Source organism: Stenotrophomonas sp. AN71, assembly GCF_050435725.1.
Taxonomy (GTDB): domain Bacteria; phylum Pseudomonadota; class Gammaproteobacteria; order Xanthomonadales; family Xanthomonadaceae; genus Stenotrophomonas.
Window position 1 is genome coordinate 591404 of record NZ_JBNDKU010000001.1, and the last position, 23599, is coordinate 615002.

Sequence of the window (23599 nt, forward strand, 5' to 3'; positions counted from 1 at the left end):
CCCGGCTTTCACCGGGGGCTCTTCGTTTCAACGGGGTGCCGGCCAGCGGCCGGCACTACCGCATCAGGCAGCGACCGTCTTGGCCACGTCCTGATATTCCTCGATCTGGTCGAAGTTCATGTAGCGGTAGATCTCCGCGCCACTGGCGGCGATCACGCCCACATCGGCCATGTACTCTTCCTTGGTCGGGATACGGCCCAGGCGCGAGCAGATCGCCGCCAGTTCCGCCGAGCCCAGGTACACGTTGGTGTTGCGACCCAGGCGGTTCGGGAAGTTGCGGGTGGAGGTCGACATCGCGGTGGAGCCCTCACGGATCTGCGCCTGGTTGCCCATGCACCGCGAGCAGCCCGGCATTTCCATGCGTGCGCCGGTGGCTTCACAGAAGGCTGAATCAGTCATCATCTCCCGCAACAAAAACTCGAAGGCTTCCAACGACGAATCAGGACTTTGCAAAGCGCACAGAAGCCGGCTCAACCTCAATAACCCGACCGTCCTTTAGCTCAACAACCGCAATCAGGTGGACATACGGGTTATTGCCTTCATCGAGAGCCTTCACATGGCCAAACATATGAAAGATTCCCTCCCTCTCTCCATCACCAAAGCCCACTGTACAAGCCCTAGGTCCCTGATCGGTCATATCATGCTCCCTCTACGTATCCAATTGCGCAACCACCATGGCTGCGCAAAAATCCATTATGCACAATTCCGGTCTCTTGAGAAGAATTCCGGACATCGAATCGCTCTTAGGTCCATCGTACAAACCCGCGATCCGCAAAGCGCCCGAACCACCCCTCCAAAATCCTTCAAGGCAATAAAATTGAAGGACTAACTAGAAAATCAAGAAATTCAGCGCCATCTTCAAATCTACTCCTAAAGTGCTCATTTCTGATCTTCGGGAGCGCTAAGGAACGACCTCTGTGGCGAACTTCACTCGACGAAATTTCGAGAAAATCACCAATCCTTGTCACTTCATTTTCTCCGCAGAATATTTTTTCGAATTCATCACAATCCTCCTTAGAGACAACCAGAGCAAGCCCCCAGTCCCCAACAGAGAAAGCAAACTTCCACGCTTCGACTCCCAACCTTGTCGAAGTCTCAATAGCGAGACAACTTAAAGGAAGCCTGTCGGCATCAATCACTACCCCGACACTTCCGCTAGAAAACAATTCGACAGCGTCACACAAACCATCACTTATATCGCAAGCAGCGAATATCATCGACTTCTCGCGCAACTTCGCGGCTATTTTTACATCTGCACAAGGATTTCGTAAAACACTTACAAATCGATCCCGTTCTTTTACTTCGGACCTGCTCAATTCAAGCATAGCCGCTGCAGCTGCGCCTACTGTTCCGGTGACATACAGCCGATCACCTGCGACCGCCTTTCTCCTGGCCCAATACCGCCCCCTCGAAACCCGCCCGATTGCCGCACCCACCACCTGGGCTTCCCTTCCCTCTTTGGTGTCTCCGCCAACGAAATTAACGCCATGTTCCTGACATGCATCTCGACAACCGAGAACGATCTGACGAGCATATTCCGCCGGAAAATCACGGGGCAGAACGAGCGAAAGCATAACCGCATACGGGACCGCGCCACCAGCAATGATGTCGCTTATATTTGCAACCGCCGCGAGCCGCCCCCAAACACGATACTCATCGTAACCAAGCGCCAGCAAAACCGGCTTTGGAGCGCGATCAATCTTAAACGCAATTAATTCATCAAGACCTACGTCAACAATACTGACATCATGGCCAAATCCGTTAACGAACGCATCTGAATCTGACAGCATAGGCATAAGAGATGCGATGAATCCCTTCTCGCCAATGTCAAGCATTGATTCGTACTCAGTCACCACGCACCTCTTATATGCAAACAAATAGCGGCTTAAGCCAATAGTTAAAATATGTCACTCATCGCCTAGCTTTTGATGCTTTTGAACACTCTCCACACTATCTAGCCGCTTCTTTAGCTCATCAATTTTTTGATCTAAAGCCGAATAGATATTTGCCGCAGGAATCGCAACGACGGCAAGAAGCAAAGCAGCAAACGCGAGACCCAAAGTCTTCAGCGTTGCAATCTCTTTTCCGAGCGAAGAAGCTCTATCAGACAGATCATTCAGGCCACTTTGAACAGGCTGTCTAAGCTGCTGCGCGATACCGGAAACACTTCTATGGGCTTTTCCGGGCGCCTCGCCGTCAGAATCCAACGCAAGGCCGATTACGCGCGAAAACTCCATCGTCGCAACCCTATCCCCTCTTTTAATGTGACGCTCACCAGAGGACAAATTGTGAATCATAATTATAACCCTCCCCCGATAGCCAGGGTCGAACGGCGGCTGCGCAGTTAGAACCAAACCCTCGTACACGTGCGACATTCGAAGCGAAACTTTAGCTGTCAAATCATATGGAAGAGAAATGGCCTCTGCAGACAGCACAAAGCAAAGACCATGCGCCGGAATTTTGAAGCTATGGCCCATGGCAACTGATTCTGCGGACATAACTCCATTTGGCCCACTCCCGCCAACGTAGTACTCCTCGCCAACCGTAAGATCGTAAGAGCTCCGCCTTACGTTCTCCAAGGAAAATGGACAAATTAGACGCGAATCCCCTTTCGCCAATCTAATTATCTCATCGCGGCCTATGATCACGATTTTGCATCCTTGAAATAACGTCGCTCAACACTTCGCGAATTTCCATTTCCGAACATTCACCCCTGCCGCAACATGTGTCGACGGGGTCGCCAGCACCCTTCACAACGATGGCCGGAACAGTTCTCACGTCCCAAACTGAAATAGTAACGGCACCCCCATCCGAAACAATAACCCTGTGAAGCTCGTCCCTACTGCAAAAATATGCCCCCCCATGCTCATAGATCTTACTTGAAATCTCTCTCACATCAGTCGTGCCAACGAAACGAGCAGAAACTTCGCCACTTGGCATAGATTGATATGAAATCAACGAAGATGAATTCCCAGCAACCAGCTCATACCTGTTTACCACCAGCTTTCCGTCAACGACCCTCGATGCAAAGTCGGATCGATGAGAATGGACATCCTCTGCAAAACTTGAAGATGGTGGCCAGTAGTGCAATCTATAAATAAGCCCTTGATGCAATGGAGGCAAAACTATCTTTATAAAGCCAAGAGGATGCCAGTAGGACTCCCTAGACAGCCCCGCGAGGACGTTAGGAGACTTCAAGATGCCCTCCAAAAGGCTCACTACCATTCCGTTATCAGGAATACAGGCCAAGAGATACGCACACTCAGCATCAACTTCAGCCTCACCTACTCTATGCATGGATGCCAACTCCAACAAGCTGCCTAGTATTCGCCAAGAATAAGGCCCGGTGTTAGCCGGGCCTTAAAGGTGCTCGCGCCGCCTCCAACACTACCGCATCAGGCAGCGGCCGTCTTGGCCACGTCCTGGTATTCCTCGATCTGGTCGAAGTTCATGTAGCGGTAGATCTCCGCGCCACTGGCGGCGATCACGCCCACATCGGCCATGTACTCTTCCTTGGTCGGGATACGGCCCAGGCGCGAGCAGATCGCCGCCAGTTCCGCCGAGCCCAGGTACACGTTGGTGTTGCGACCCAGGCGGTTCGGGAAGTTACGGGTGGAGGTCGACATCGCGGTGGAGCCCTCACGGATCTGCGCCTGGTTGCCCATGCACAGCGAGCAGCCCGGCATTTCCATGCGTGCACCGGTGGCGCCGAAGGTGCCGTACACGCCTTCCTTGGTCAGCTCCGAGGCGTCCATCTTGGTCGGCGGGGCCACCCACAGGCGGGTCGGCAGGTCACGCTTGCCTTCCAGCAGCTTGGCAGCGGCGCGGAAGTGACCGATGTTGGTCATGCACGAACCGATGAACACTTCGTCGATCTTGGCGCCGGCCACTTCGGACAGGGTCTTCACGTCGTCCGGATCATTCGGGCAGGCCACGATCGGCTCGTGGATATCGGCCAGGTCGATCTCGATGACAGCGGCGTACTCAGCGTCGGCATCCGGCTCCAGCAGCTCCGGGTTGGCCAGCCAGGCTTCCATCTTCTCGATGCGGCGCTGCAGCGAACGCGGATCCTGGTAACCCTCGGCAATCATCCACTTCAGCAGCGTGATGTTGCTGGTCAGGTACTCGATGATCGGTTCCTTGTTCAGGCGCACCGAGCAACCGGCGGCCGAACGCTCGGCCGAGGCGTCGGACAGTTCGAAGGCCTGTTCGACCTTCAGTTCCGGCAGGCCTTCGATTTCCAGGATGCGGCCGGAGAAGATGTTCTTCTTGCCAGCCTTGGCCACGGTCAGCAGGCCCGACTTGATCGCGTACAGCGGGATCGCGTTGACCAGGTCACGCAGGGTCACGCCCGGCTGCATCGTGCCCTTGAAGCGCACCAGCACCGACTCCGGCATGTCCAGCGGCATCACGCCGGTGGCAGCGGCGAAGGCGACCAGGCCCGAACCGGCCGGGAACGAAATGCCCACCGGGAAACGGGTGTGCGAGTCGCCACCGGTACCGACAGTGTCCGGCAGCAGCATGCGGTTGAGCCAGCTGTGGATCACGCCATCGCCCGGACGCAGCGACACGCCGCCACGGGTGGAGATGAACTCCGGCAGGGTGTGGTGGGTCTTGACGTCCACCGGCTTCGGGTAAGCGGCGGTGTGGCAGAACGACTGCATCACCAGATCGGCCGAGAAGCCCAGGCAGGCCAGGTCCTTCAGCTCGTCACGGGTCATTGGTCCAGTGGTGTCCTGCGAGCCGACCGAGGTCATCTTGGGTTCGCAGTAGGTGCCCGGGCGCATGCCCTGGCCTTCCGGCAGGCCACAGGCGCGGCCGACCATCTTCTGTGCCAGCGAGAAGCCCTTGCCGGTATCGACCGGCTGCACCGGCAGGCGGAACAGGTCGGTCGGGGCCAGGCCCAGCGCTTCACGCGCCTTGCCGGTCAGGCCGCGGCCGATGATCAGCGGAATGCGGCCGCCGGCGCGCACTTCGTCGAACAGCACTTCGGACTTGACCTGGAACTCGGCGATCACTTCACCGTTCTTCAGCGCCTTGCCTTCGTACGGACGCAGCTCGACCACATCGCCGTGCTCCATCTTCGACACGTCCAGCTCGATCGGCAGCGCGCCGGCATCTTCCATGGTGTTGTAGAAGATCGGAGCGATCTTCGAACCCAGGCAGACGCCACCAGCGCGCTTGTTCGGGATGAACGGGATGTCATCGCCGGTCCACCACAGCACGCTGTTGGTGGCCGACTTGCGCGAGGAACCGGTGCCGACCACATCGCCGACGTAGGCCACCAGGTGGCCCTTGTCTTTCAGCGACAGGATCTGCTGGATCGGGCCGCGCTTGCCATCTTCTTCCGGAGTGAACGGCGCGTCGTCGCGCTTGTTCTTCAGCATCGCCAGGGCGTGCATCGGAATGTCCGGGCGGGTGGTCGCGTCCGGCGCCGGCGACAGGTCGTCGGTGTTGGTTTCGCCCGGCACCTTGAACACGGTGACGGTCAGGCTCTGCGGCACTTCCGGGTTGCTGGTGAACCACTCGGCGTCGGCCCAGCTCTGCAGCACGGACTGGGCGTTGGCGTTGCCGGCCTTTGCCTTCTCCTGCACATCGTGGAAGGCATCGAACACCAGCAGGGTCTTCTTCAGACCGTTGGCGGCGATGGTGCCGACGCTGGCGTCGTCCAGCAGCTGCACCAGCGGGGCGACGTTGTAACCGCCGAGCATGGTGCCCAGCAGTTCGGTGGCGCGCTCGCGGGTGATCAGCGGGTTCTGCTCGCTGCCCAGCGCGATCGCTGCCAGGTACGAAGCCTTGACCTTGGCTGCGTCATCGACGCCGGCCGGCACGCGGTGGGTCAGCAGGTCGAGCAGGAACTCGGCCTCGCCCTGCGGCGGGTTCTTCAGCAGTTCGATGACATCGGCCGTCTGCTGCGCGGTCAGCGGCAGGGGCGGGATGCCAAGCGCAGCGCGCTCAGCGACGTGGTGGCGGTAGGCTTCCAACATGACAACTCCCGGGTAATGCGTAGGTTGAAATAACAAAGTGGGCTCAGGCTTGCGGCACGATCAGCTTCAGGCCCTTGAAGTAGTCGCGGTAAAACGTGTCGTTCCAGGTGATCAGGCCGTCGCACTGCAGCAGTGCGTGGGCGCCGACCATGAATTCGTCCAGGCTGCGGCGGCTGCCGCTGCGCTGGCGATGACGGCGGTGCATTTCGCCGGCACGCAGCGCCGACTTGGCCTCCATCGGGTTGAAGTGCACGCCCATTTCTTCCAGCGCTTCGAGCACTTCGGCCCCGCCGCGCAGCGATGCGCAGACTTCAGCCAGGGTCGCGCCACAGACCACCACGCGGCCACCGACCAGGCTCTGCCGGAGGATGGCTTCCACCGCATCGGCCTGCGGGCCATTGCTGAGCAGTTCGACCAGCACCGGCGAATCGACGGCGATCATCACCGATCAGTTCTCGTCGCGCACCGAACGCACGGCCGCGTCGGACGATTCGAAGCCGTCCAGCGCGAACTTGCCGCGCGCCCGTGAAATCGCATCGTCAACACTCTTGCGCAGGATGATGCGGCTGCCGTCCAGCTCGACCTTCAGCAGCGTGCCCTTGGTCAGGCCAAGGGCATCCCGCACGGCCTTGGGCAGGGTGATCTGTCCGCGCTCTGCAACAGTGGCTTCCATGGGGTACGCCTCAAAAAGTATGTATGAATTATACATACCTGACGCATCTGCCACAAACCGACCGAACTGTGATCCTGAACCGGAATCAGTCGCATTTGCCCATTAGACTGATGACGCAGCAGCGCTTGCTGCCGCCGGGCCGGACGTCCGGCGCACCGCTCGACCCCTCCGTCATAAAAGGAAGTTCCATGCGCGCATTCACTCTGGCCCTGTTCCTGGCCACGCCACTGGTCATGACCGCAACCTCGGCCCATGCCAATCCGTTCGCGGCCCATACCACGGGTACCGAAATCACCCAGAAGCAGATGGACGAGCTGGAGGTGGGCAAGGCTACGCAGGACCACGTCCGCGAGAAGTTCGGAGCCCCGACGCGTCGCGAGCAGTTGGGCGATACCCAGGTCTGGTACTACGACTACGCCAAGATCAAGCACTTCGGAAAGAACGTGCAGGAATCGACCGTCTTCGAATTCGGCAAGGACAACGTGCTCAAAGTGAAGTCCAAGGGTGCAGCTCCGGCAAAGACCGGCAACCCGTTCCTGGGCGGCTGATTGCCACTGACCGGCGCACTGCCCGCCAGCAGCGCGCCGGCGCGTGCCCGCGCACTTCGACCGCACGCTCGCCAACCAATCCCGGCCACGGGCATCCCATACGGTCCTTGCGAACCCTCCCGGACCTTGCGGCCACATGCCGCCACTCTATCGCTCCGGTGCACCCGCTCAGCACCGCCTGGAGCCTGTCAGGCCGCCCTGGATTCCGGCGCTGCCATGACACGAAAACTACATACGAATATATAACCTTGCGTTCTGAGCCCGCACTTCTGCGGCCCCGACGGCATCGGCCATACTGGCCTCCTGCCCGGCGGCACGGACTGTCGGCCAACGCAAGCAGGCCCGTATTTACGCGAGCCACTGCAAGCCATCCGCAAGAAGGAGTTACCCCGCATGAGCGATTCGTTCTCCACCCGCAGCCAGCTGAATGTCGGCGGCAAGACCTACGACTACTTCAGCCTGCCCACGCTGGGCCAGCGCTTCGATATCTCCCACCTGCCCTACTCGATGAAGATCCTGCTGGAGAACCTGCTCCGGCATGAGGACGGCGGCGCCACCGTCGGCCCCGACCACATCGAGGCCGTGGCCCGCTGGAACCCGGCCGCCGAACCAGACACCGAGATCGCCTTCATGCCGGCGCGTGTGGTCCTGCAGGACTTCACCGGCGTGCCCTGCGTGGTCGACCTCGCCGCGATGCGCGACGCGGTGGTCAAGCTCGGCGGCTCGCCGGAACAGATCAACCCACAGATTCCCTCCGAGCTGGTCATCGACCACTCGGTACAGGTCGACGTGTTCGGCAAGCCCGATGCGCTGGACCTCAACGGCAAGATCGAGTTCCAGCGCAACCAGGAGCGTTACGGCTTCCTGCGCTGGGGCCAGAAGGCCTTCGACAACTTCAAGGTGGTGCCGCCCAACACCGGCATCGTCCACCAGGTGAACCTGGAGAACCTGGCCCGCGTGGTGATGACCGCGGACAAGGACGGCAAGGCGGTGGCCTACCCCGATACCGTGTTCGGTACCGACAGCCACACCACGATGATCAACGGCATCGGCGTGCTCGGCTGGGGCGTGGGCGGCATCGAGGCCGAGGCCGCCATGCTCGGCCAGCCGTCGTCGATGCTGATCCCGCAGGTGGTCGGCTTCAAGCTGACCGGCAAACTGCCCGAAGGTGCCACCGCCACCGACCTGGTGCTGACCGTCACCCAGATGCTGCGCAAGCTGGGCGTGGTCGGCAAATTCGTCGAGTTCTACGGCGAGGGCCTGCAACACCTGCCGCTGGCCGACCGCGCCACCATCGGCAACATGGCTCCGGAATACGGCGCCACCTGCGGCATCTTCCCGATCGACGCCGAATCGCTGAACTACCTGCACCTGTCCGGCCGCAGCGAAGAGCAGATCAACCTGGTCGAGGCCTACGCCAAGGCGCAGGGCCTGTGGCACGAGCCGGGCAGCCCGCACGCCCAGTACAGCACCACGCTGGAACTGGACATGGGCACGGTGAAGCCATCGCTGGCCGGCCCGAAGCGCCCGCAGGACCGTGTGCTGCTGGAAGACGTGCAGAAGAACTACCGCGAAGCGCTGGTCGGCATGACTGCCAACCGTGACAAGCGCAGCGACGATGTCTCCTCGTTCGTCAATGAAGGTGGTGGTGCGGCGGTCGGCAACGAGCAGCTGGCCAAGGGCTTCGCCGACATCGAGATCGAGAACCGCAAGGTGCGGCTGAAGGACGGCGCAGTGGTCATCGCCGCCATCACCTCCTGCACCAACACCTCCAACCCCGCGGTGATGATCGGTGCCGGCCTGCTGGCACGCAACGCGGCGGCCAAGGGCCTGAACCGCCAGCCGTGGGTGAAGACCTCGCTCGGCCCGGGCTCCCGCGTGGTCACCGATTACCTGGAAAAGGCCGGCGTGCTGAAGGAGCTGGAGAAGATCGGCTTCTACGTGGTCGGCTACGGCTGCACCACCTGCATCGGCAACTCCGGCCCTCTGCCGACCGAAGTCAGCGCCGGCATCGCCGCCGGCGACCTGGTGGTCACCTCGGTGCTGTCGGGCAACCGCAACTTCGAGGGCCGCGTGCACCCCGAAGTGAAGATGAACTACCTGGCCAGCCCGCCGCTGGTGGTCGCCTACGCCATCGCAGGCACCACCGACATCGACCTGACCACCCAGCCACTGGGCACCGGCAGCGATGGGCAGCCGGTGTTCCTGCGCGACATCTGGCCGAGCAACAAGGAAATCGGCGACGTCATCGCCGCCACCATCGGGCCGGAGATGTTCAAGCAGAACTACGCCGACGTGTTCAAGGGGGATACCCGCTGGAACACCATCGCCTCGCCGGACGGCAACCTGTATCAGTGGAGCGATGCCTCCACCTACATCAAGAACCCGCCGTACTTCGATGGCATGACCATGCAGACCGGCAGCATCGACGACGTGCACGGCGCACGCGTGATGGGCCTGTTCGGCGATTCGATCACCACCGACCACATCTCCCCGGCCGGCAACATCAAGAAGGATTCTCCAGCGGGCCGTTTCCTGCAGGAACGCGGTGTACAGCCGGCCGACTTCAACAGCTACGGCAGCCGTCGCGGCAACGATGACGTGATGGTCCGTGGCACGTTCGCCAACATCCGTATCAAGAACCTGATGTTCGGCGGCGAGGAAGGTGGCAACACCCTGTACTACCCTGCCGGCGGTGGCCAGCCGGAGAAGCTGGCGATCTACGATGCGGCCATGAAGTACAAGGCCGACAACGTGCCGCTGGTGGTGCTGGCCGGCAAGGAGTATGGCACCGGTTCGTCGCGCGACTGGGCGGCCAAGGGCACCCTGCTGCTGGGGGTGAAGGCGGTCATCGCCGAAAGCTTCGAGCGCATCCACCGCTCCAACCTGGTGGGCATGGGCGTGCTGCCGCTGCAGTTCCGCAACGGCGAGAACGCGCAGACCCTGGGCCTGGACGGTTCGGAAGTGATCGATGTCACCGGCCTGCAGGATGGCGCCAGCAAGCGCGCCACGGTCACCGCGACCAAGGCCGATGGCACGAAAAAGACCTTCGAAGCCTCAGTGATGCTGCTGACCCCGAAGGAAGTGGAGTACTTCCGTCATGGTGGCCTGCTGCAGTACGTGCTGCGCCAGCTGGCCAGCAAGTAACGCATCAACTGTAGAGCCGAGCCCGCGCTCGGCTACATCGCCACAGCATCAGCCGAGCATGGGCTCGGCTCTACAAGAAGAAGGGCCGGATCCTCACGGATCCGGCCCTTTCTGCTTCACCGCAGCCAGGCATGGCCTGGCTTCTACTGCATCACCGGCGGCATCGGGATAGCCACCGGATGCCCGATCACCGGCGCGGGGCATCCGGGTCGGTGCGCAGCGCCTTCAGCAAGCCCCACATGTACAGCGCCAGGATGAACGAGAACGGCAGGCCGCACAGCACCACGGCCGTCTGCATCGCACTGAAGTTGCCGGCCAGCAGCAGGCCGACGCTGGCCACGGTGATGCCCGCCGCCCAGAACACGCGCAGCCAGATCGGCGCGTCGTGGCCATCCTCCACGCCGTCATCGACACGGCGCGTGCACAGGTTGGCGATCATCAGCGTGCCCGAATCGACCGGGGTCAGGAACAGCACGAAACCGATCACCACCGCGGCACCGGCCACGTACGGCGCGGCGGGCAGGTACTCCAGCAGCTTGAACAGCGTCATCGCCGCATCGTGCTGGGCCACCTCGCCCAGGATCGCCTGTCCGTGGTTGAGCACCAGGTCGATGGCGGTGTTGCCGAAGATCGACAGCCAGGCCAGGGTGAAGCCGAGCGGAATCAGCAGCACACCCATGATCACTTCGCGGATGGTGCGGCCGCGCGAGATGCGCGCCACGAAAAGACCGACGAACGGCGCCCAGGCGATCCACCACGCCCAGTAGAACAGCGTCCACGACCCCATCCACTCACGGCCCTTGGGGTCGTTGAGGTACATGTCGAAACTCTTGCGCACGAATGCACCGAGGTAATCGCCGGTGTTCTGCATCAGGCCGTCGAACAGGTGCAGGGTCGGGCCAGTGACCAGCACGAACAGCAGCAGGCCGCACAGCAGGCGCACGTTGAGGTTGGACAGCCAGGCGATGCCCTTCTCCACACCCGCCACCACGCCGATGGTGGCCACCACCATCATCACCAGCACGATGGCCACCAGTACCTGCGGCGTGTCCGGGATGTGGAACAGGTAGACCAGGCCGGACTGCGCCACCAGCGCGCCGATGCCGAGGTTGGTCACCATCGAGATCAGCGTGGCCAGGATGCCGAAGCCATCAACCATGTCGCCGATACGGCCATGGATACGCTCGCCGAAGATCGGGTACAACGCCGAGCGCAGCGCCAGCGGCAGGTCACGCCGGTAGGCGAAGTAGCCCAGCGCCACACTGACCAGCGCGTACAGCGCCCAGCCGTGCAGGCCCCAATGCAGGAAGGTCAGCACCATCGCCTCGCGGCCGGCGGCAACAGTGCCACCGGGCTGCCCGGGTGGGCGGAGGAAATGGTCCAGCGGCTCGTAAGCGCCGTAGTACAACAGGGCGATGCCGATGCCAGCCGAGAACAGCATCGAGACCCAAGCGACGTAGCCGAAGGCCGGCGATTCCTCGTTGTGGCCGAGGCGGATGCGGCCATACGGCGAAAATGCCAGCCACAGCACGAAGCCCAGGCACAGCACGATCAGCAGCATGTACCACCAGCCGAACGCCGCCGACACCTCGGCCTGCGCCCACTGCAGCCAATGCTCGCTGCCTTCGGGATAGAGAACGGTAAGCAGCCCGAGGATGCCGATCGACACCGAGGAGCTGAAGAAGACAAAACGGTTCAAGCGCAGGGGCGAACGCTTGGGATGAGCCAGGGAAGACATGGGGTCGTCTCATCAGTCCGAGGGAGCACATGGGCGGGGCCGGACCGGTAAACCGGGCCCATGGCGTGGGGCGCGAGCGCATCCTAGGGTTTATTGATTGAACGTTCAATCAATAAAAAGCATAATGGCGGGCAGCCCGATCCTTCGGGTCGCAATCCGTGGAGAGACAATGCCGAAGAAAGGCGTGGAACCGGTCCGCCGCGAGCAGCTGATCCGGGCCACTTTCCAGACCATCGACGAGATCGGCATGGCCGATGCCACCGTCGCCACCATCGCGAAGAAGGCCGGGCTGTCCAGCGGCATCGTCGCCCACTACTTCGGCGACAAGGACGGCCTGCTCAATGCTGCAATGCGGCAGATCCTGCGCGAGCTGAAGGACGCCGTCGCCCGCTACCGCGCCGATGTTGGCGACGACCCGCGCGACCAGCTGCGCGCCATCGTCGATGGCAACTTCGACGACAGCCAGATCAACGGCACCGCGATGCGCGTCTGGCTGACCTTCTGGGCTGCGAGCATGCACCAGCCCGAACTGGCCCGCCTGCAGCGCGCCAACGACCAGCGGTTGTTCTCCAACCTGTGCCACCAATTCAACCGCCTGCTGCCGCACCCGCAGGCCCGCCTGGCCGCCCGTGGGCTGGCCGCCATGATCGACGGCCTATGGCTGCGCGGCAGCCTGGTCGGCGGCCAGTTCAACGCCGAGAAGTCCCGGCGCATCGCTTACGGCTACATCGACTTCCAGTTGCAGGCTGACGCGCTATAAGCGCTTCAGCACCCGCCCCCTTCCAAGGAGTACGCCCCATGACCACCCTGCCCGTCCAACAGCTCTACATCCACGGCCAGCGGGTCGATGCCACCAGCGGCAAGACCTTCAAGACCGTCAACCCGGCCACCGGTGAAGTGATCACCGAAGTGCAGGTGGCCAGCCAGGCCGACGTCGAGCGCGCCGTGCAGAGCGCGGCCGAAGGCCAGAAGGTGTGGGCCGCAATGACCGCGATGGAACGTTCGCGCATCCTGCGCCGCGCCGTCGAGATCCTGCGTGAGCGCAACGACGAACTGGCCCACCTGGAAACCCTGGACACCGGCAAGGCGCTGGCCGAAACCACCACCGTGGACATCGTCACCGGTGCCGATGTGGTCGAGTACTACGCCGGCCTGGCTACCGCCATCGAAGGCATCCAGCTGCCGCTGCGCGAATCGAGCTTCTTCTACACCCGCCGCGAGCCGCTGGGCGTGGTCGCCGGCATCGGTGCCTGGAACTACCCGATCCAGATCGCCATGTGGAAGTCGGCCCCGGCCCTGGCCGCTGGCAACGCCATGGTGTTCAAACCGTCGGAAGTGACCCCGCTGACCGCGATCAGGCTGGCCGAGATCTACACCGAAGCCGGCGTGCCGGCCGGCGTGTTCAATGTGGTGCAGGGCCCGGGCCGCGAGATCGGCCAGTGGCTGACCGAGCACCCGGTGATCGAGAAGATCTCCTTCACCGGCGGCGTCGCCACCGGCAAGAAGGTGATGGCCAGTGCCGCCTCCTCGTCGCTGAAGGAAGTGACCATGGAGCTGGGCGGCAAGTCGCCGCTGGTGATCTGCGATGACGCCGACCTGGACCGCGCCGCCGATATCGCGGTGATGGCCAACTTCTTCAGCTCCGGCCAGGTCTGCACCAACGGCACCCGCGTGTTCGTGCCGCGCAGCATGCTGGCCGCCTTCGAGGCCGCCGTTGTCGAGCGCGTCAAGCGCATCCGCATTGGCGACCCGATGGCCGCCGAGACCAACTTCGGCCCGCTGACCAGCTTCCCGCACATGGAAAACGTGCTGCGCTACATCGAAAGCGGCAAGGCCGAAGGCGCGCGCCTGTTGACCGGCGGCGGCCGTGCCACCGAAGGTGCGCTGGCCAACGGCGCCTACGTGCTGCCGACCGTGTTCTCCGACTGCCGCGATGACATGACGATTGTCCGCGAAGAGATCTTCGGGCCGGTGATGAGCATCCTCGCCTACGACGACGAGGATGAAGTGGTGCGTCGTGCCAACGACACCACCTTCGGCCTCGCCGCCGGCGTGGTCAGCAAGGACGTCAGCCGCGCCCACCGCATCATCCATCGCCTGGAAGCCGGCATCTGCTGGATCAACACCTGGGGTGAATCGCCGGCCGAAATGCCCGTGGGTGGTTACAAGGAATCCGGTGTCGGCCGTGAGAACGGCATCTCGACCCTCGGCCACTACACCCGCATCAAGTCGGTGCAGGTCGAGCTGGGCGACTACGCCAGCGTGTTCTGATCGGCGCGCCCTGAGCCCGCCCCATCGTCCGGCCACCGCGCCGATCCGACATTCCGCCGGGACGCCTGCATGCAGCGTGTCCCGGCCTGCAGGAGACATCCATGAGCACCCACAACGAGTACGACTACATCATCATTGGTGCCGGCTCGGCCGGCAACGTGCTGGCCACCCGCCTCACCGAAGATGCCGATGTCAGCGTGCTGCTGCTGGAAGCCGGTGGCCCGGACTACCGGCTCGACTTCCGTACCCAGATGCCGGCGGCATTGGCCTTCCCGCTGCAGGGCAAGCGCTACAACTGGGCGTACAAGACCGATCCCGAGCCCTTCATGAACAACCGCCGCATGGACTGCGGCCGTGGCAAGGGCCTGGGCGGCTCGTCGCTGATCAACGGCATGTGCTACATCCGCGGCAACGCGATGGACTACGACAACTGGGCCGGCATGCCGGGCCTTGAGGACTGGACCTACCTGGATTGCCTGCCGTACTTCCGCAAGGCGGAAACCCGCGACATTGGCCCCAATGACTATCACGGTGGCGACGGCCCGCTGCGCGTGACCACGCCGAAGGCCGGCAACAACGAGCTGTTCGCTGCGATGGTCGAGGCCGGTGTGCAGGCCGGTTACCCGCGCACCGACGACCTCAATGGTTACCAGCAGGAAGGCTTCGGCCCGATGGACCGCACGGTGACCCCGAAGGGCCGTCGCTCCAGTACCGCCCGTGGCTACCTGGACCTGGCCAAGCCGCGCCCGAACCTGACCATCGTCACTCACGCGCTGACCGACCGCATCCTGTTCTCGGGCAAGCGCGCGGTCGGCGTGCAGTGGCTGCACAACGACCAGCCGCAGCGTGCCACCGCACGTCGCGAAGTGCTGCTGTGTGGCGGCGCGATCGCCTCGCCGCAGATCCTGCAGCGTTCGGGTGTCGGCCCGGCCGACCTGCTGCGCAGCCTGGACATCGACCTGGTGCACCACCTGCCCGGCGTCGGCGCCAACCTGCAGGACCACCTTGAGATGTACCTGCAGTACGAGTGCAAGAAGCCGGTGTCGCTGGCCCCGGCACTGAAGCTGCACAACCAGCCGGCGATCGGCGCCGAGTGGCTGTTCCTGGGCACCGGCATCGGCGCCAGCAACCAGTTCGAGGCCGGCGGCTTCATCCGCAGCGATGCCGAGTTCGACTGGCCGAACCTGCAGTACCACTTCCTGCCGGTGGCGATCAATTACAACGGCTCCAACCCGATCAAGGCGCACAGCTTCCAGATGCACGTCGGTTCGATGCGTTCGCCCAGCCGCGGCCGCATCCACGTGCGCTCCAAGGATCCGCGCGAACATCCCAGCATCCTGTTCAACTACATGTCGCATGATCAGGACTGGCGCGAATTCCGCGCGGCGATCCGCATCACCCGTGAGATCTTCGGGCAGCCGGCGCTGGCACCGTACAGCGGCCGCGAAATCTCGCCGGGCAGCGCGCTGCAGACCGACGCGCAGATCGATGCGTTCGTCCGCGAGCACGCCGAGACCGCCTATCACCCGTCGTGCTCGAACAAGATGGGCCACGCAGATGATCCGATGGCGGTGGTCGATGGCCAGGGCCGCGTGCATGGCCTGGAAGCCCTGCGCATCGTCGATGCCTCGATCATGCCGCAGGTGGTGACCGGCAACCTCAATGCGCCGACCATCATGATCGCCGAGAAGCTGGCCGACATGATCCGCGGCCGCACCCCGCTGGCCCGCAGCACCGCGCCGTACTACAAGGCCAACGGCGCACCGGTGCGCAACAAGGGCTGACGCATGCGGCCCCCGCGGGCCACGGTAGTGCCGGCCGCTGGCCGGCATTGCCCGACATCCCGGTTGCGGCAGATGCCGGCCAGCGGCCGGCACTACCGAGCAAAGAGGCCCTTCGGGGCCTCTTCGCGTTTTCCCTACGGCGGGGTATGCTGCAATGACCGGCCATTGTCGATACGCTCAGGGCCGGACCTACTACATCACGATTCCTGGAGGGGGAATATGAGTCTGGATCGTCCCTGGCTACAGAGCTATCCGAAAGGCGTTCCCGCCGAAATCGACGTCAACGAGTTCCATTCGGTAGCTTCGGTCTTCGACGCTTCCGTCGCGAAATTCCGCGACCGCCCCGCCTACTCCAGCTTCGGCAAGGTGCTCACCTACGGCGAGACCGATGCACTGGTCGAACAGTTCGCGGCGTACCTGCTGGGCGAGCTCAAGCTCAAGAAGGGTGACCGCGTCGCCCTGATGATGCCCAACTGCCTGCAGTACCCGATCGCCACCTTCGGCGTGCTGCGTGCCGGCCTGACCGTGGTCAACGTCAATCCGCTGTATACCGCGCGCGAGCTCAAGCACCAGCTGGTGGATGCCGGCGTGACCGCACTGGTGGTGGTCGACAACTTCGGCGACACCGTCGAGCAGGTCATCGCCGATTCGCCGGTCAAGCACGTGATCACCACCGGCCTGGGCGACCTGCTCGGCGCCAAGGGCGTGATCGTCAACTTCGTGTTGAAGTACATCAAGAAGATGGTGCCCAACTACCATCTCAAGGGTGCGGTGCGCTTCAGGCAGGCGCTCAAGCTCGGCAGCCGCCACAGCCTGACCAAGGTCGAGATCGACCATGACGACATCGCCTTCCTGCAGTACACCGGCGGCACCACCGGCGTGGCCAAGGGGGCGATGCTGACCAACCGCAACCTGATCGCCAACATGCAGCAGGCCTCGGCCTGGATCAGCGCGTCGGGCATCGAGATGGGCAAGGAGTGGATCATCACCGCCCTGCCGCTGTACCACATCTTCGCATTGACCGCGAACGGCCTGGTTTTCATGAAGTTCGGTGGCTGCAACCACCTGATCACCAACCCACGCGACATGAAGGGCTTCGTCAAGGAGCTCAAGTCGGTGCGCTTCACTGCGATCACCGGCGTCAACACGCTGTTCAACGGCCTGCTCAACACGCCCGGCTTCGACACCGTCGATTTCTCGTCGCTGAAGGTCACCCTCGGTGGCGGCATGGCGGTGCAGCGTGCTGTGGCCGAGCGCTGGAAGAAGACCACCGGCGTGACCCTGGTCGAGGCCTATGGCCTGACCGAGACCTCGCCGGCGGCCTGCATCAATCCGCTCACCCTGACCGAGTACAACGGCTCGATCGGCCTGCCGATCCCGTCCACTGATGCCTGCATCAAGGACGACAACAGCAACATCCTGCCGCTGGGTGAGGTCGGCGAGCTGTGCATCAAGGGCCCGCAGGTGATGAAGGGCTACTGGCAGCGCCCGGAGGAGACCGCCAGTGCCATCGACGCCGATGGCTGGCTGCATACCGGCGACATGGCGAAGATGGATGAACAGGGCTTTTTCTACATCGTCGACCGCAAGAAGGACATGATCCTGGTGTCCGGCTTCAACGTGTACCCGAATGAAGTCGAGGACGTGATCGCGATGATGCCGGGCGTGCTGGAAGTGGCCGCCGTCGGCGTTCCGGACGAGAAGTCCGGCGAGGTGGTGAAGGTGGTCATCGTGAAGAAGGACCCGAACCTGACCGCCGAAATGGTCAAGGAGCATGCCCGGGCCAACCTGACCGGCTACAAGCACCCCAAAATCGTCGAATTCCGAAAGGAGCTGCCGAAGACCAACGTCGGCAAGATTCTCCGTCGCGAACTCCGCGATACGCCCGCCCAGTAAGGGTTTTCGGCAACTTGAACGGAATCGGGCCCGGGACGGAAACGTCCTGGGCCCTTTCGCATGCGTCGCCCTGGAGGCGGTGTAGCATCGCCGCGTGTGTGGACCGTTCGGCCCGCCGGCCACCCACCTGACTCTGCGGGCCGCATGCCGAGGACCCTTCCATGAGCACCATTGAAAAGCTGCCCACCAGCGGCTCGCCGTTTGCCACCATCCGTACCGAAGACAGCGCCGATGGCGCTGCCCACTGGCTGTTCATGCATGCCGATGCCACCACCGGCATCCGTCCCTGCTGCCGCAAGGACATGCTGGACGAGATGTGGAGCTACATGGGCGCCATCACCCGCAGCCCGGCCGAGCGCCATAGCGGCAAGCTACGGCATTTCGTGCTGGCCTCCGATGCCGCCGCCTACAACCTGGGCGGCGACCTGGACCTGTTCACCCGCCTGATCCGCGAAGGCAACCGCGACCTCCTGCTGACCTACGCCCAGCGCTGCGTGGAAGGCGTGCACCATCTGCATACCGGCTTTGGCGGCGACATCCGCTCGATCGCGCTGATCCAGGGCGATGCGCTGGGCGGCGGACTGGAAATGGCCCTGGCCTGCCACACCATCGTGGCCGAGGAAGGCAGCGGCCTGGGCCTGCCGGAGGTGCTGTTCGGCCTGTTCCCGGGCATGGGTGCCTATTCGTTCCTGTGCCGGCGGGTGTCCCCGCACCTGGCCGAGAAGATCATCCTCGACGGCCGGGTCTACAGCGCCGAGGAAATGTACGCGATGGGCGTGGTCGACGTACTGGTGAAGAAGGGCGAAGGCCGTGCCGCAGTCGAAGACCTGATCCGCCAGCAGCAGCGCATCCCGCAGTCGTATCTGGCAATGAACGCGGCACGCGGCATCGCCCAACCGGTCAGCTACGATGAACTGCTGGAGATCACCAAGGTCTGGGTCGACTCCGCCCTCGCCCTCGGCGATCGCTCGCTGCGCACCATGGATCGCCTGATCAAGGCCCAGACCCGTCGCGCCAGTCTCGACGCGGCCTGATTCACCCTCCCCCAGAAGGGTTCAAGCCCGGTTGGCCACCGGGCTTTTTTTATCCGCGCTCCCGGTCTCGTTCAATCCTGCTGGCGCAGCAGGAACGCCTCGATCACCGCAGCCAGGCGCGGCGGGCATTCCTGCATCGGGTAGTGCCCGCAATTGCCAAGCACCTGCAGTTCCGCCACCGGATGCCAGGCCAGGAAGGTGCTCTGCATCGCCGGGGCATCCAATCCAGGATCACGATCGCCGATGATGACCAGGAAGGGAGTGCGCAACCCGCGCACCTCATCCACGAAATCCGCTTCCACCAGCGTACGCAGGTACGGCAGCCGGCAGGATGCGGCGACGTTGCGACGGTTGCACTCCAGCTTCGCCTCCACCCAGGATGCCGGCAGGCCCGGGGACACAAAGGCAAACAATCTGCGCAGCGCGGCATCATCGGTGGTGGTGCTGGCAAAGAACGCCAGCGCCTCGCCCTGCAGCCGGTTGCCGGCGGCGGATACCGGACAGACCGCGACCGCGCTGGCGATCCGCTGCGGCGCATCCACTGCCAAGCGCTGGGTCAGCATGCCGGTCATCGAATGCCCGATGACATGGAAGCGCGACCATTCCAGCCGATCGGCCAGTTCCAGGCAGTCGGCCGCCATCTCCATCAGGCTGTAATCGCCCCGCATGCCCATCGAGCGGCCGTAACCGCGCAGATCGATGAAGGCGTAGGTGAAGGCACTGCCGTCAAGCCAGGGCAACAGCGGCGCGTAGCCGGTGTGGTCGCCCAGCCAGTCGTGCAGCACCATGACGCGTCGAGGGCCGTGGCCGTGCAGCACATGACCCAGGCCACGGTTGGCCGGTGCGCGGGTATCGGGGAGCGTGTTCATGCCGGTTCCTTGAAATGAAGGGGAACCAAAACGAGACGCCCTCCCGGCGGACCGGGAGGGCGTCTTGAACAGGCCCGCATGCTATCAACCGCGCAGGCGACAATCAATCAGCCGTTTTCCGGCCAGCACCCGCATTCAGCGCGCCTCACCATCATCGGCCGCGCCGCGCAGGCGCCGTTCGGCCCGTGCCTCCAGTGCGCGTCGGCCTTCCTTCACGGCATCGTGCAGGATGCTCAGGCGCGTGCGCCATTCGGCCTTGAGCTGCCAGTCGGCCATCCGCATCAGCTCGCCAGCACGGTTGGCCGCGCGCATCAGCCCCAGGTTGCTCGCCACGCCCTTGATCGCGTGGGCCTGCTCGCGGAACACGTCCCACTGCGCGGCCTCACCGGACTGGTCGGCCTTGCCCATGCAGGTCGCGGCATCCTCCATGCACTGGCGGATGAACTCGCGCTCGAAGCCCTCCCCCATCCCCAGCGAGGCCAACTCATCCAGCACACTGCTGTCGAGCACGCCATCCAGCACCGGCGCCGTGGTCCGCACCGCGGGTGCGGCCATGGTTTTCAACTGGGCGTTGTTGGCAATCTCGGCCAGCGTGTCGAGCAGGCGCACCGCCACGACCGGCTTGGCCAGGAACGCATGCGCGCCGGCCTGCGTACAGCGCTGGATCGCCTCAGGGGTGACATCGGCACTGAGCACCAGCACCGGCGTGCGCGGACCGCCACCGGCCTGCATCACGCGCAGTTCCTTCAGCATGTCCAGGCCACTCATGCCCGGCATGTGCAGGTCGACGATGACCGCGTCGTACTCACTGTCAGCCAGTGCGTCCAGCACCGCTTCACCGCCATCCACGCACAGCACGCGGTGGCCGGCCTTCTGCAGCAGACGCTGCAGCACCATGCGATTGGCTTCGTGGTCATCGGCCACCAGGATCTGCATGCTGCGCACCCGCGCGCGATGGCGCAGGAACGGATCGGCGAAAGCAATCACATTGCCGCCCGGCCCGGTCTCCTCGCCGCCGGCCAGGGTCGGCACCGCACCTGGCACCATCGGCTGCGGCGGCGCGAACGGCAGTTCCACCCAGAAATGGCTGCCGCGCGGCGGGTTTTCCAGATAGCCGATATCACCGTCCATGGCTTCGACCAGCCCCTTGGCGATGGTCGTGCCCAGGCCGGTACCCTCGTGGCGCCGCGCCATGCTGACGTCGGCCTGCTCGAAGGCATCGAACAGCCGCGGACGCATGGCCGGGACCACGCCGATGCCGGTGTCGATGATGTCGAAGCGCAGCCGCACTGCGCCACTGGTATCGGCGTGCACCACACCGACACGGATCTCGACGCGGCCGTGGTCGGTGAACTTGACCGCATTGCCGGCGAGGTTCAGCAGGATCTGCCGGAGGTGGCCTACATCGCCACGCAGCCGGGGCGGCACACCATCGGCAACCTTCACCCGGTAGTCCAGACGCTTGGCCTTGGCCTGCGGCAGCAGGATCAGCCCGATCGCCTGGATCACATCGGCCAATGCGAAATCCTCGGCCACCACCCGCAGTTTGCCGGCCTCGATGGCGGAGATGTCCAGCACCTCTTCCACCAGCGCCAGCAGGCTGCGCGAGGAGGCCTGGATGGTGTTCAGGCACTCGCGCTGTTCATCGTCCAGGCGCGTGGTTGCCAGCACTTCGGTCATGCCGTTGAGGCCATTGAGCGGGGTGCGGAATTCATGACTCATGTTGGCCAGGAAGCGGCTCTTGGCCTCGCTGGCCCGGCGCGCTTCGGCCATCGCCTCGGTCAGCTGCCGCAGAAGCGTCGAGAAATACAGCGGCACCGCAGCCAGGCCGAGCCAGAGGCCGATGGCCAGGCGGAAATTCTGTTCCCAGTACGGCGTCAGCAGCACGGTACTGCCGAAGCTGACCATTGCCATTGCCACCGCCACGTAGAGATAGTGGTTGCCGAAGCGCATGCCGTTGCCGACCGTCACCCACATCACCACGATGTAGACCCAGGCCAGCGGCTCGCCCATCTGCACCATGCCGGCCGCGATCAGGCCGTAGTCGGCCAACATGCCAAGCACCCTGCGAGGATCGGAGCGCGCCGGCCGCCACAGCAACCAGCCGAACAACAGCAGCGACAGGCTCAGGCCGGTCAGCACGATCGCCAGCACACCCACGTACTGCGCGTGCGGCAGGTCGTGGCGCGGTGCCGGCAGCAGCACGTAGGCCAGGATCAGGCTGATCAGCGCGATGCGGACGATCTGCTGGCCATGCTCACTGTCCTGGCGCTGGGACAGGCGCAGCCTCAGCTGCGACAACACGCGTTTCACGCGCCCAGCCCCGGACGCGCGGAGGCCATCGAATGCTCGGCGCAGATCTGGTCCAGTTGTTCGCGGCCGCGCAGCAGCGCGTCCACGCACCGGGGGTCGAACAGACGGCCACGCTGGGCGTACAGATAAGCCAGGGTGGCTTCCATGGTCCATGCTTCCTTGTACGGACGGGGCGAAATCAGGGCATCGAAGACATCCGCAACGGCGACGATCCGCGCCTCCAGCGGAATCGCATCGCCGACCAGCCCATCCGGGTAACCACTGCCGTCATAGCGCTCATGATGGCGCAAGGCGATCAATGCACCCACCTGGATGAAGCGATTCTGGCTGCCACTGAGCAGTTCATGGCCAATGCGCGGATGCCGGCGCATGATCGCCAGCTCCTCGTCGTTGAGTTTGCCCTGCTTGAGCAGCACCGCGTCGGGGATGGCGATCTTGCCCATGTCGTGCAACGGCGCCGCCATTTCGATCAGCCGCACGTCATCCTCGGGCAGCCCCAGCTGGTCGGCGATCAGGCCGGCCACGCGCGCCATGCGCTCCAGGTAGGCGCTGGTGCCGGCATCACGGAACTCGATCGCCCGCGCCAGTCGCGAAAGGGTTTCGCGCTCGCGCTCCTCGACCTCGTGCATGCTGGCCAGCAGGCGCTGCTCCAGCGACAGCGCGCGTTGCTTCACGTTCTCGGTCTGCTGACGCAGCTGCAGCAGGTTGTAGCAACGTGCGCGCAGTTCGCGTGGACGGATCGGCTTGACCAGGAAATCGATGACGCCCGCTTCCAGTGCCGCCTGCCGGATCGGCTCGTCGCCGACCACGGTGATCAGGATCACCGGAATGTCACGGTGCTTGGGCAGGCGGCGGAAACGGCGGGCGAACTCCAGCCCATCCATTTCCGGCATGCGGTAATCGAGCAGCAACAGGTCGACCGGGTGCGCCTCGCACCAGGCCAATGCGGTCAGCGGATCGCCGAAGTCATACACGCTCAGTTCCGGCGCGATGTCCTCGATGACGTGACGCAGCATCGTCCGGGCGGACGTCTGGTCGTCAACAATGACGATGTTCAACGCGTACTCCGCCTGGTTTTTCGACCACGCCGGATCATCAGCAGGCGAGGATACTCTGCCGCTGCGAACGCTCGCACCCTGCATCGGCCTGACTCCCGTGTCATGCGTCCCGGTTCATGATCGTCATCACATTGTGAAGCGGGCTCTCCACACTGTGCACTCCCCTTGGCGCCGATCAAGCCACAACAGGCGTCAAGGTAGTGCAATAACGATACGCCGAGTGTGGGAGGCGTCAATCGCACCGTCTCGTTTCGAGACGGCGCGCACAAACCCATGTAGGA

At 63.5% G+C, this 23599-nt stretch carries 18 protein-coding genes and 1 pseudogene; 7 read left to right on the plus strand and 12 right to left on the minus strand.

Going from position 1 to position 23599, the window contains the following annotated elements; translation table 11 throughout:
* Nucleotides 1-63: 63 nt before the first annotated feature.
* From ABH900_RS02565 to ABH900_RS02600, 8 genes and pseudogenes are all read right to left on the minus strand, one after another.
* Nucleotides 64-375 (minus strand): annotated as a pseudogene (locus tag ABH900_RS02565) (aconitase family protein); the annotation flags it as partial.
* Nucleotides 376-439: 64 nt separating this feature from the next.
* A complete protein-coding gene (locus tag ABH900_RS02570) occupies nt 440-637 on the minus strand; it encodes a hypothetical protein (protein ID WP_429620965.1) in 198 nt (65 codons plus the stop codon).
* A gap of 166 nt (nt 638-803) precedes the next feature.
* Nucleotides 804-1853, minus strand: a complete 1050-nt coding sequence (locus ABH900_RS02575; protein WP_429620967.1) for a thiamine-phosphate kinase — start codon at nt 1851-1853, stop codon at nt 804-806.
* Between the two features lie 54 nt (nt 1854-1907).
* Nucleotides 1908-2648, minus strand: coding sequence for a dCTP deaminase domain-containing protein (locus tag ABH900_RS02580; RefSeq protein ID WP_429620969.1), 741 nt, complete (start codon nt 2646-2648; stop codon nt 1908-1910).
* Entirely contained in the window at nt 2629-3297 is a 669-nt protein-coding gene (locus ABH900_RS02585) for a hypothetical protein (RefSeq protein ID WP_429620970.1), read from the minus strand. The genes ABH900_RS02580 and ABH900_RS02585 overlap by 20 nt, the downstream gene beginning before the upstream one ends.
* Before the next feature lie 98 nt (nt 3298-3395).
* Nucleotides 3396-5987: a bifunctional aconitate hydratase 2/2-methylisocitrate dehydratase gene (acnB, locus tag ABH900_RS02590; protein WP_429620972.1), complete on the minus strand. Its 2592-nt coding sequence runs from the start codon at nt 5985-5987 to the stop codon at nt 3396-3398.
* A 43-nt stretch (nt 5988-6030) separates the two neighbouring features.
* Nucleotides 6031-6429 (minus strand): type II toxin-antitoxin system VapC family toxin, encoded by a 399-nt coding sequence (locus ABH900_RS02595; protein ID WP_008267153.1) that lies wholly within the window; start codon nt 6427-6429, stop codon nt 6031-6033.
* Nucleotides 6430-6435: 6 nt separating this feature from the next.
* The gene (locus ABH900_RS02600; RefSeq protein ID WP_429620975.1) at nt 6436-6660 is read right to left on the minus strand and encodes an AbrB/MazE/SpoVT family DNA-binding domain-containing protein; all 225 of its coding nucleotides are present in this window, start codon (nt 6658-6660) and stop codon (nt 6436-6438) included.
* Between the two features lie 188 nt (nt 6661-6848).
* On the opposite strand from ABH900_RS02600, the gene bamE reads away from it, so the two are divergent.
* Both bamE and acnA read left to right on the plus strand, forming a co-directional pair.
* Nucleotides 6849-7208: an outer membrane protein assembly factor BamE domain-containing protein gene (gene bamE / locus ABH900_RS02605; RefSeq protein WP_429620977.1), complete on the plus strand. Its 360-nt coding sequence runs from the start codon at nt 6849-6851 to the stop codon at nt 7206-7208.
* 393 nt (nt 7209-7601) lie between these two features.
* Complete coding sequence (gene acnA, locus ABH900_RS02610; protein ID WP_429620979.1) at nt 7602-10355, plus strand: aconitate hydratase AcnA; 2754 nt, start codon at nt 7602-7604, stop codon at nt 10353-10355.
* A gap of 187 nt (nt 10356-10542) precedes the next feature.
* On the opposite strand, the gene ABH900_RS02615 is transcribed toward acnA, so the two are convergent.
* Nucleotides 10543-12093 carry a BCCT family transporter gene (locus ABH900_RS02615; protein WP_429620981.1) on the minus strand — a complete coding sequence of 517 codons (1551 nt, stop codon included), beginning with the start codon at nt 12091-12093 and terminating at the stop codon, nt 10543-10545.
* Between the two features lie 169 nt (nt 12094-12262).
* Here ABH900_RS02615 and betI point away from each other — a divergent pair, with 169 nt between their 5' ends.
* The 5 genes from betI (at nt 12263) to ABH900_RS02640 (ending at nt 19078) form a co-directional block, all read left to right on the plus strand.
* A complete protein-coding gene (betI, locus tag ABH900_RS02620; RefSeq protein ID WP_429620983.1) occupies nt 12263-12853 on the plus strand; it encodes a transcriptional regulator BetI in 591 nt (196 codons plus the stop codon).
* 38 nt (nt 12854-12891) lie between these two features.
* Nucleotides 12892-14364, plus strand: coding sequence for a betaine-aldehyde dehydrogenase (gene betB, locus ABH900_RS02625; protein WP_429620985.1), 1473 nt, complete (start codon nt 12892-12894; stop codon nt 14362-14364).
* Nucleotides 14365-14465: 101 nt separating this feature from the next.
* The gene (betA, locus tag ABH900_RS02630) at nt 14466-16148 is read left to right on the plus strand and encodes a choline dehydrogenase (RefSeq protein WP_429620988.1); all 1683 of its coding nucleotides are present in this window, start codon (nt 14466-14468) and stop codon (nt 16146-16148) included.
* A gap of 219 nt (nt 16149-16367) precedes the next feature.
* Nucleotides 16368-18044, plus strand: a complete 1677-nt coding sequence (locus tag ABH900_RS02635; protein ID WP_429620990.1) for a long-chain fatty acid--CoA ligase — start codon at nt 16368-16370, stop codon at nt 18042-18044.
* Nucleotides 18045-18205: 161 nt separating this feature from the next.
* Nucleotides 18206-19078: a crotonase/enoyl-CoA hydratase family protein gene (locus ABH900_RS02640; RefSeq protein WP_429620992.1), complete on the plus strand. Its 873-nt coding sequence runs from the start codon at nt 18206-18208 to the stop codon at nt 19076-19078.
* A gap of 71 nt (nt 19079-19149) precedes the next feature.
* Here ABH900_RS02640 and ABH900_RS02645 read toward each other — a convergent pair whose 3' ends face one another.
* From ABH900_RS02645 to ABH900_RS02655, 3 genes are all read right to left on the minus strand, one after another.
* Nucleotides 19150-19947 carry an alpha/beta fold hydrolase gene (locus ABH900_RS02645; protein ID WP_429620994.1) on the minus strand — a complete coding sequence of 266 codons (798 nt, stop codon included), beginning with the start codon at nt 19945-19947 and terminating at the stop codon, nt 19150-19152.
* A gap of 135 nt (nt 19948-20082) precedes the next feature.
* Entirely contained in the window at nt 20083-22260 is a 2178-nt protein-coding gene (locus ABH900_RS02650) for a response regulator (RefSeq protein WP_429620996.1), read from the minus strand.
* Nucleotides 22257-23402 (minus strand): HD domain-containing phosphohydrolase, encoded by a 1146-nt coding sequence (locus ABH900_RS02655; RefSeq protein WP_429620997.1) that lies wholly within the window; start codon nt 23400-23402, stop codon nt 22257-22259. The genes ABH900_RS02650 and ABH900_RS02655 overlap by 4 nt, the downstream gene beginning before the upstream one ends.
* Nucleotides 23403-23599: the final 197 nt, after the last annotated feature.

Excerpts from the sequence above, each read along its gene's own strand:
- ABH900_RS02635 (WP_429620990.1), top strand. The coding sequence starts at position 16,368 with ATGAGTCTGGATCGTCCCTGGCTACAGAGCTATCCGAAAGGCGTTCCC.
- betI (WP_429620983.1), top strand. The coding sequence starts at position 12,263 with ATGCCGAAGAAAGGCGTGGAACCGGTCCGCCGCGAGCAGCTGATCCGG.
- ABH900_RS02570 (WP_429620965.1), bottom strand. The coding sequence starts at position 637 with ATGACCGATCAGGGACCTAGGGCTTGTACAGTGGGCTTTGGTGATGGA.
- ABH900_RS02640 (WP_429620992.1), top strand. The coding sequence starts at position 18,206 with ATGAGCACCATTGAAAAGCTGCCCACCAGCGGCTCGCCGTTTGCCACC.
- bamE (WP_429620977.1), top strand. The coding sequence starts at position 6,849 with ATGCGCGCATTCACTCTGGCCCTGTTCCTGGCCACGCCACTGGTCATG.
- ABH900_RS02585 (WP_429620970.1), bottom strand. The coding sequence starts at position 3,297 with ATGCATAGAGTAGGTGAGGCTGAAGTTGATGCTGAGTGTGCGTATCTC.
- ABH900_RS02645 (WP_429620994.1), bottom strand. The coding sequence starts at position 19,947 with ATGAACACGCTCCCCGATACCCGCGCACCGGCCAACCGTGGCCTGGGT.
- ABH900_RS02615 (WP_429620981.1), bottom strand. The coding sequence starts at position 12,093 with ATGTCTTCCCTGGCTCATCCCAAGCGTTCGCCCCTGCGCTTGAACCGT.
- ABH900_RS02655 (WP_429620997.1), bottom strand. The coding sequence starts at position 23,402 with ATGCAGGGTGCGAGCGTTCGCAGCGGCAGAGTATCCTCGCCTGCTGAT.
- betA (WP_429620988.1), top strand. The coding sequence starts at position 14,466 with ATGAGCACCCACAACGAGTACGACTACATCATCATTGGTGCCGGCTCG.
- betB (WP_429620985.1), top strand. The coding sequence starts at position 12,892 with ATGACCACCCTGCCCGTCCAACAGCTCTACATCCACGGCCAGCGGGTC.
- acnB (WP_429620972.1), bottom strand. The coding sequence starts at position 5,987 with ATGTTGGAAGCCTACCGCCACCACGTCGCTGAGCGCGCTGCGCTTGGC.
- acnA (WP_429620979.1), top strand. The coding sequence starts at position 7,602 with ATGAGCGATTCGTTCTCCACCCGCAGCCAGCTGAATGTCGGCGGCAAG.
- ABH900_RS02595 (WP_008267153.1), bottom strand. The coding sequence starts at position 6,429 with ATGATCGCCGTCGATTCGCCGGTGCTGGTCGAACTGCTCAGCAATGGC.
- ABH900_RS02600 (WP_429620975.1), bottom strand. The coding sequence starts at position 6,660 with ATGGAAGCCACTGTTGCAGAGCGCGGACAGATCACCCTGCCCAAGGCC.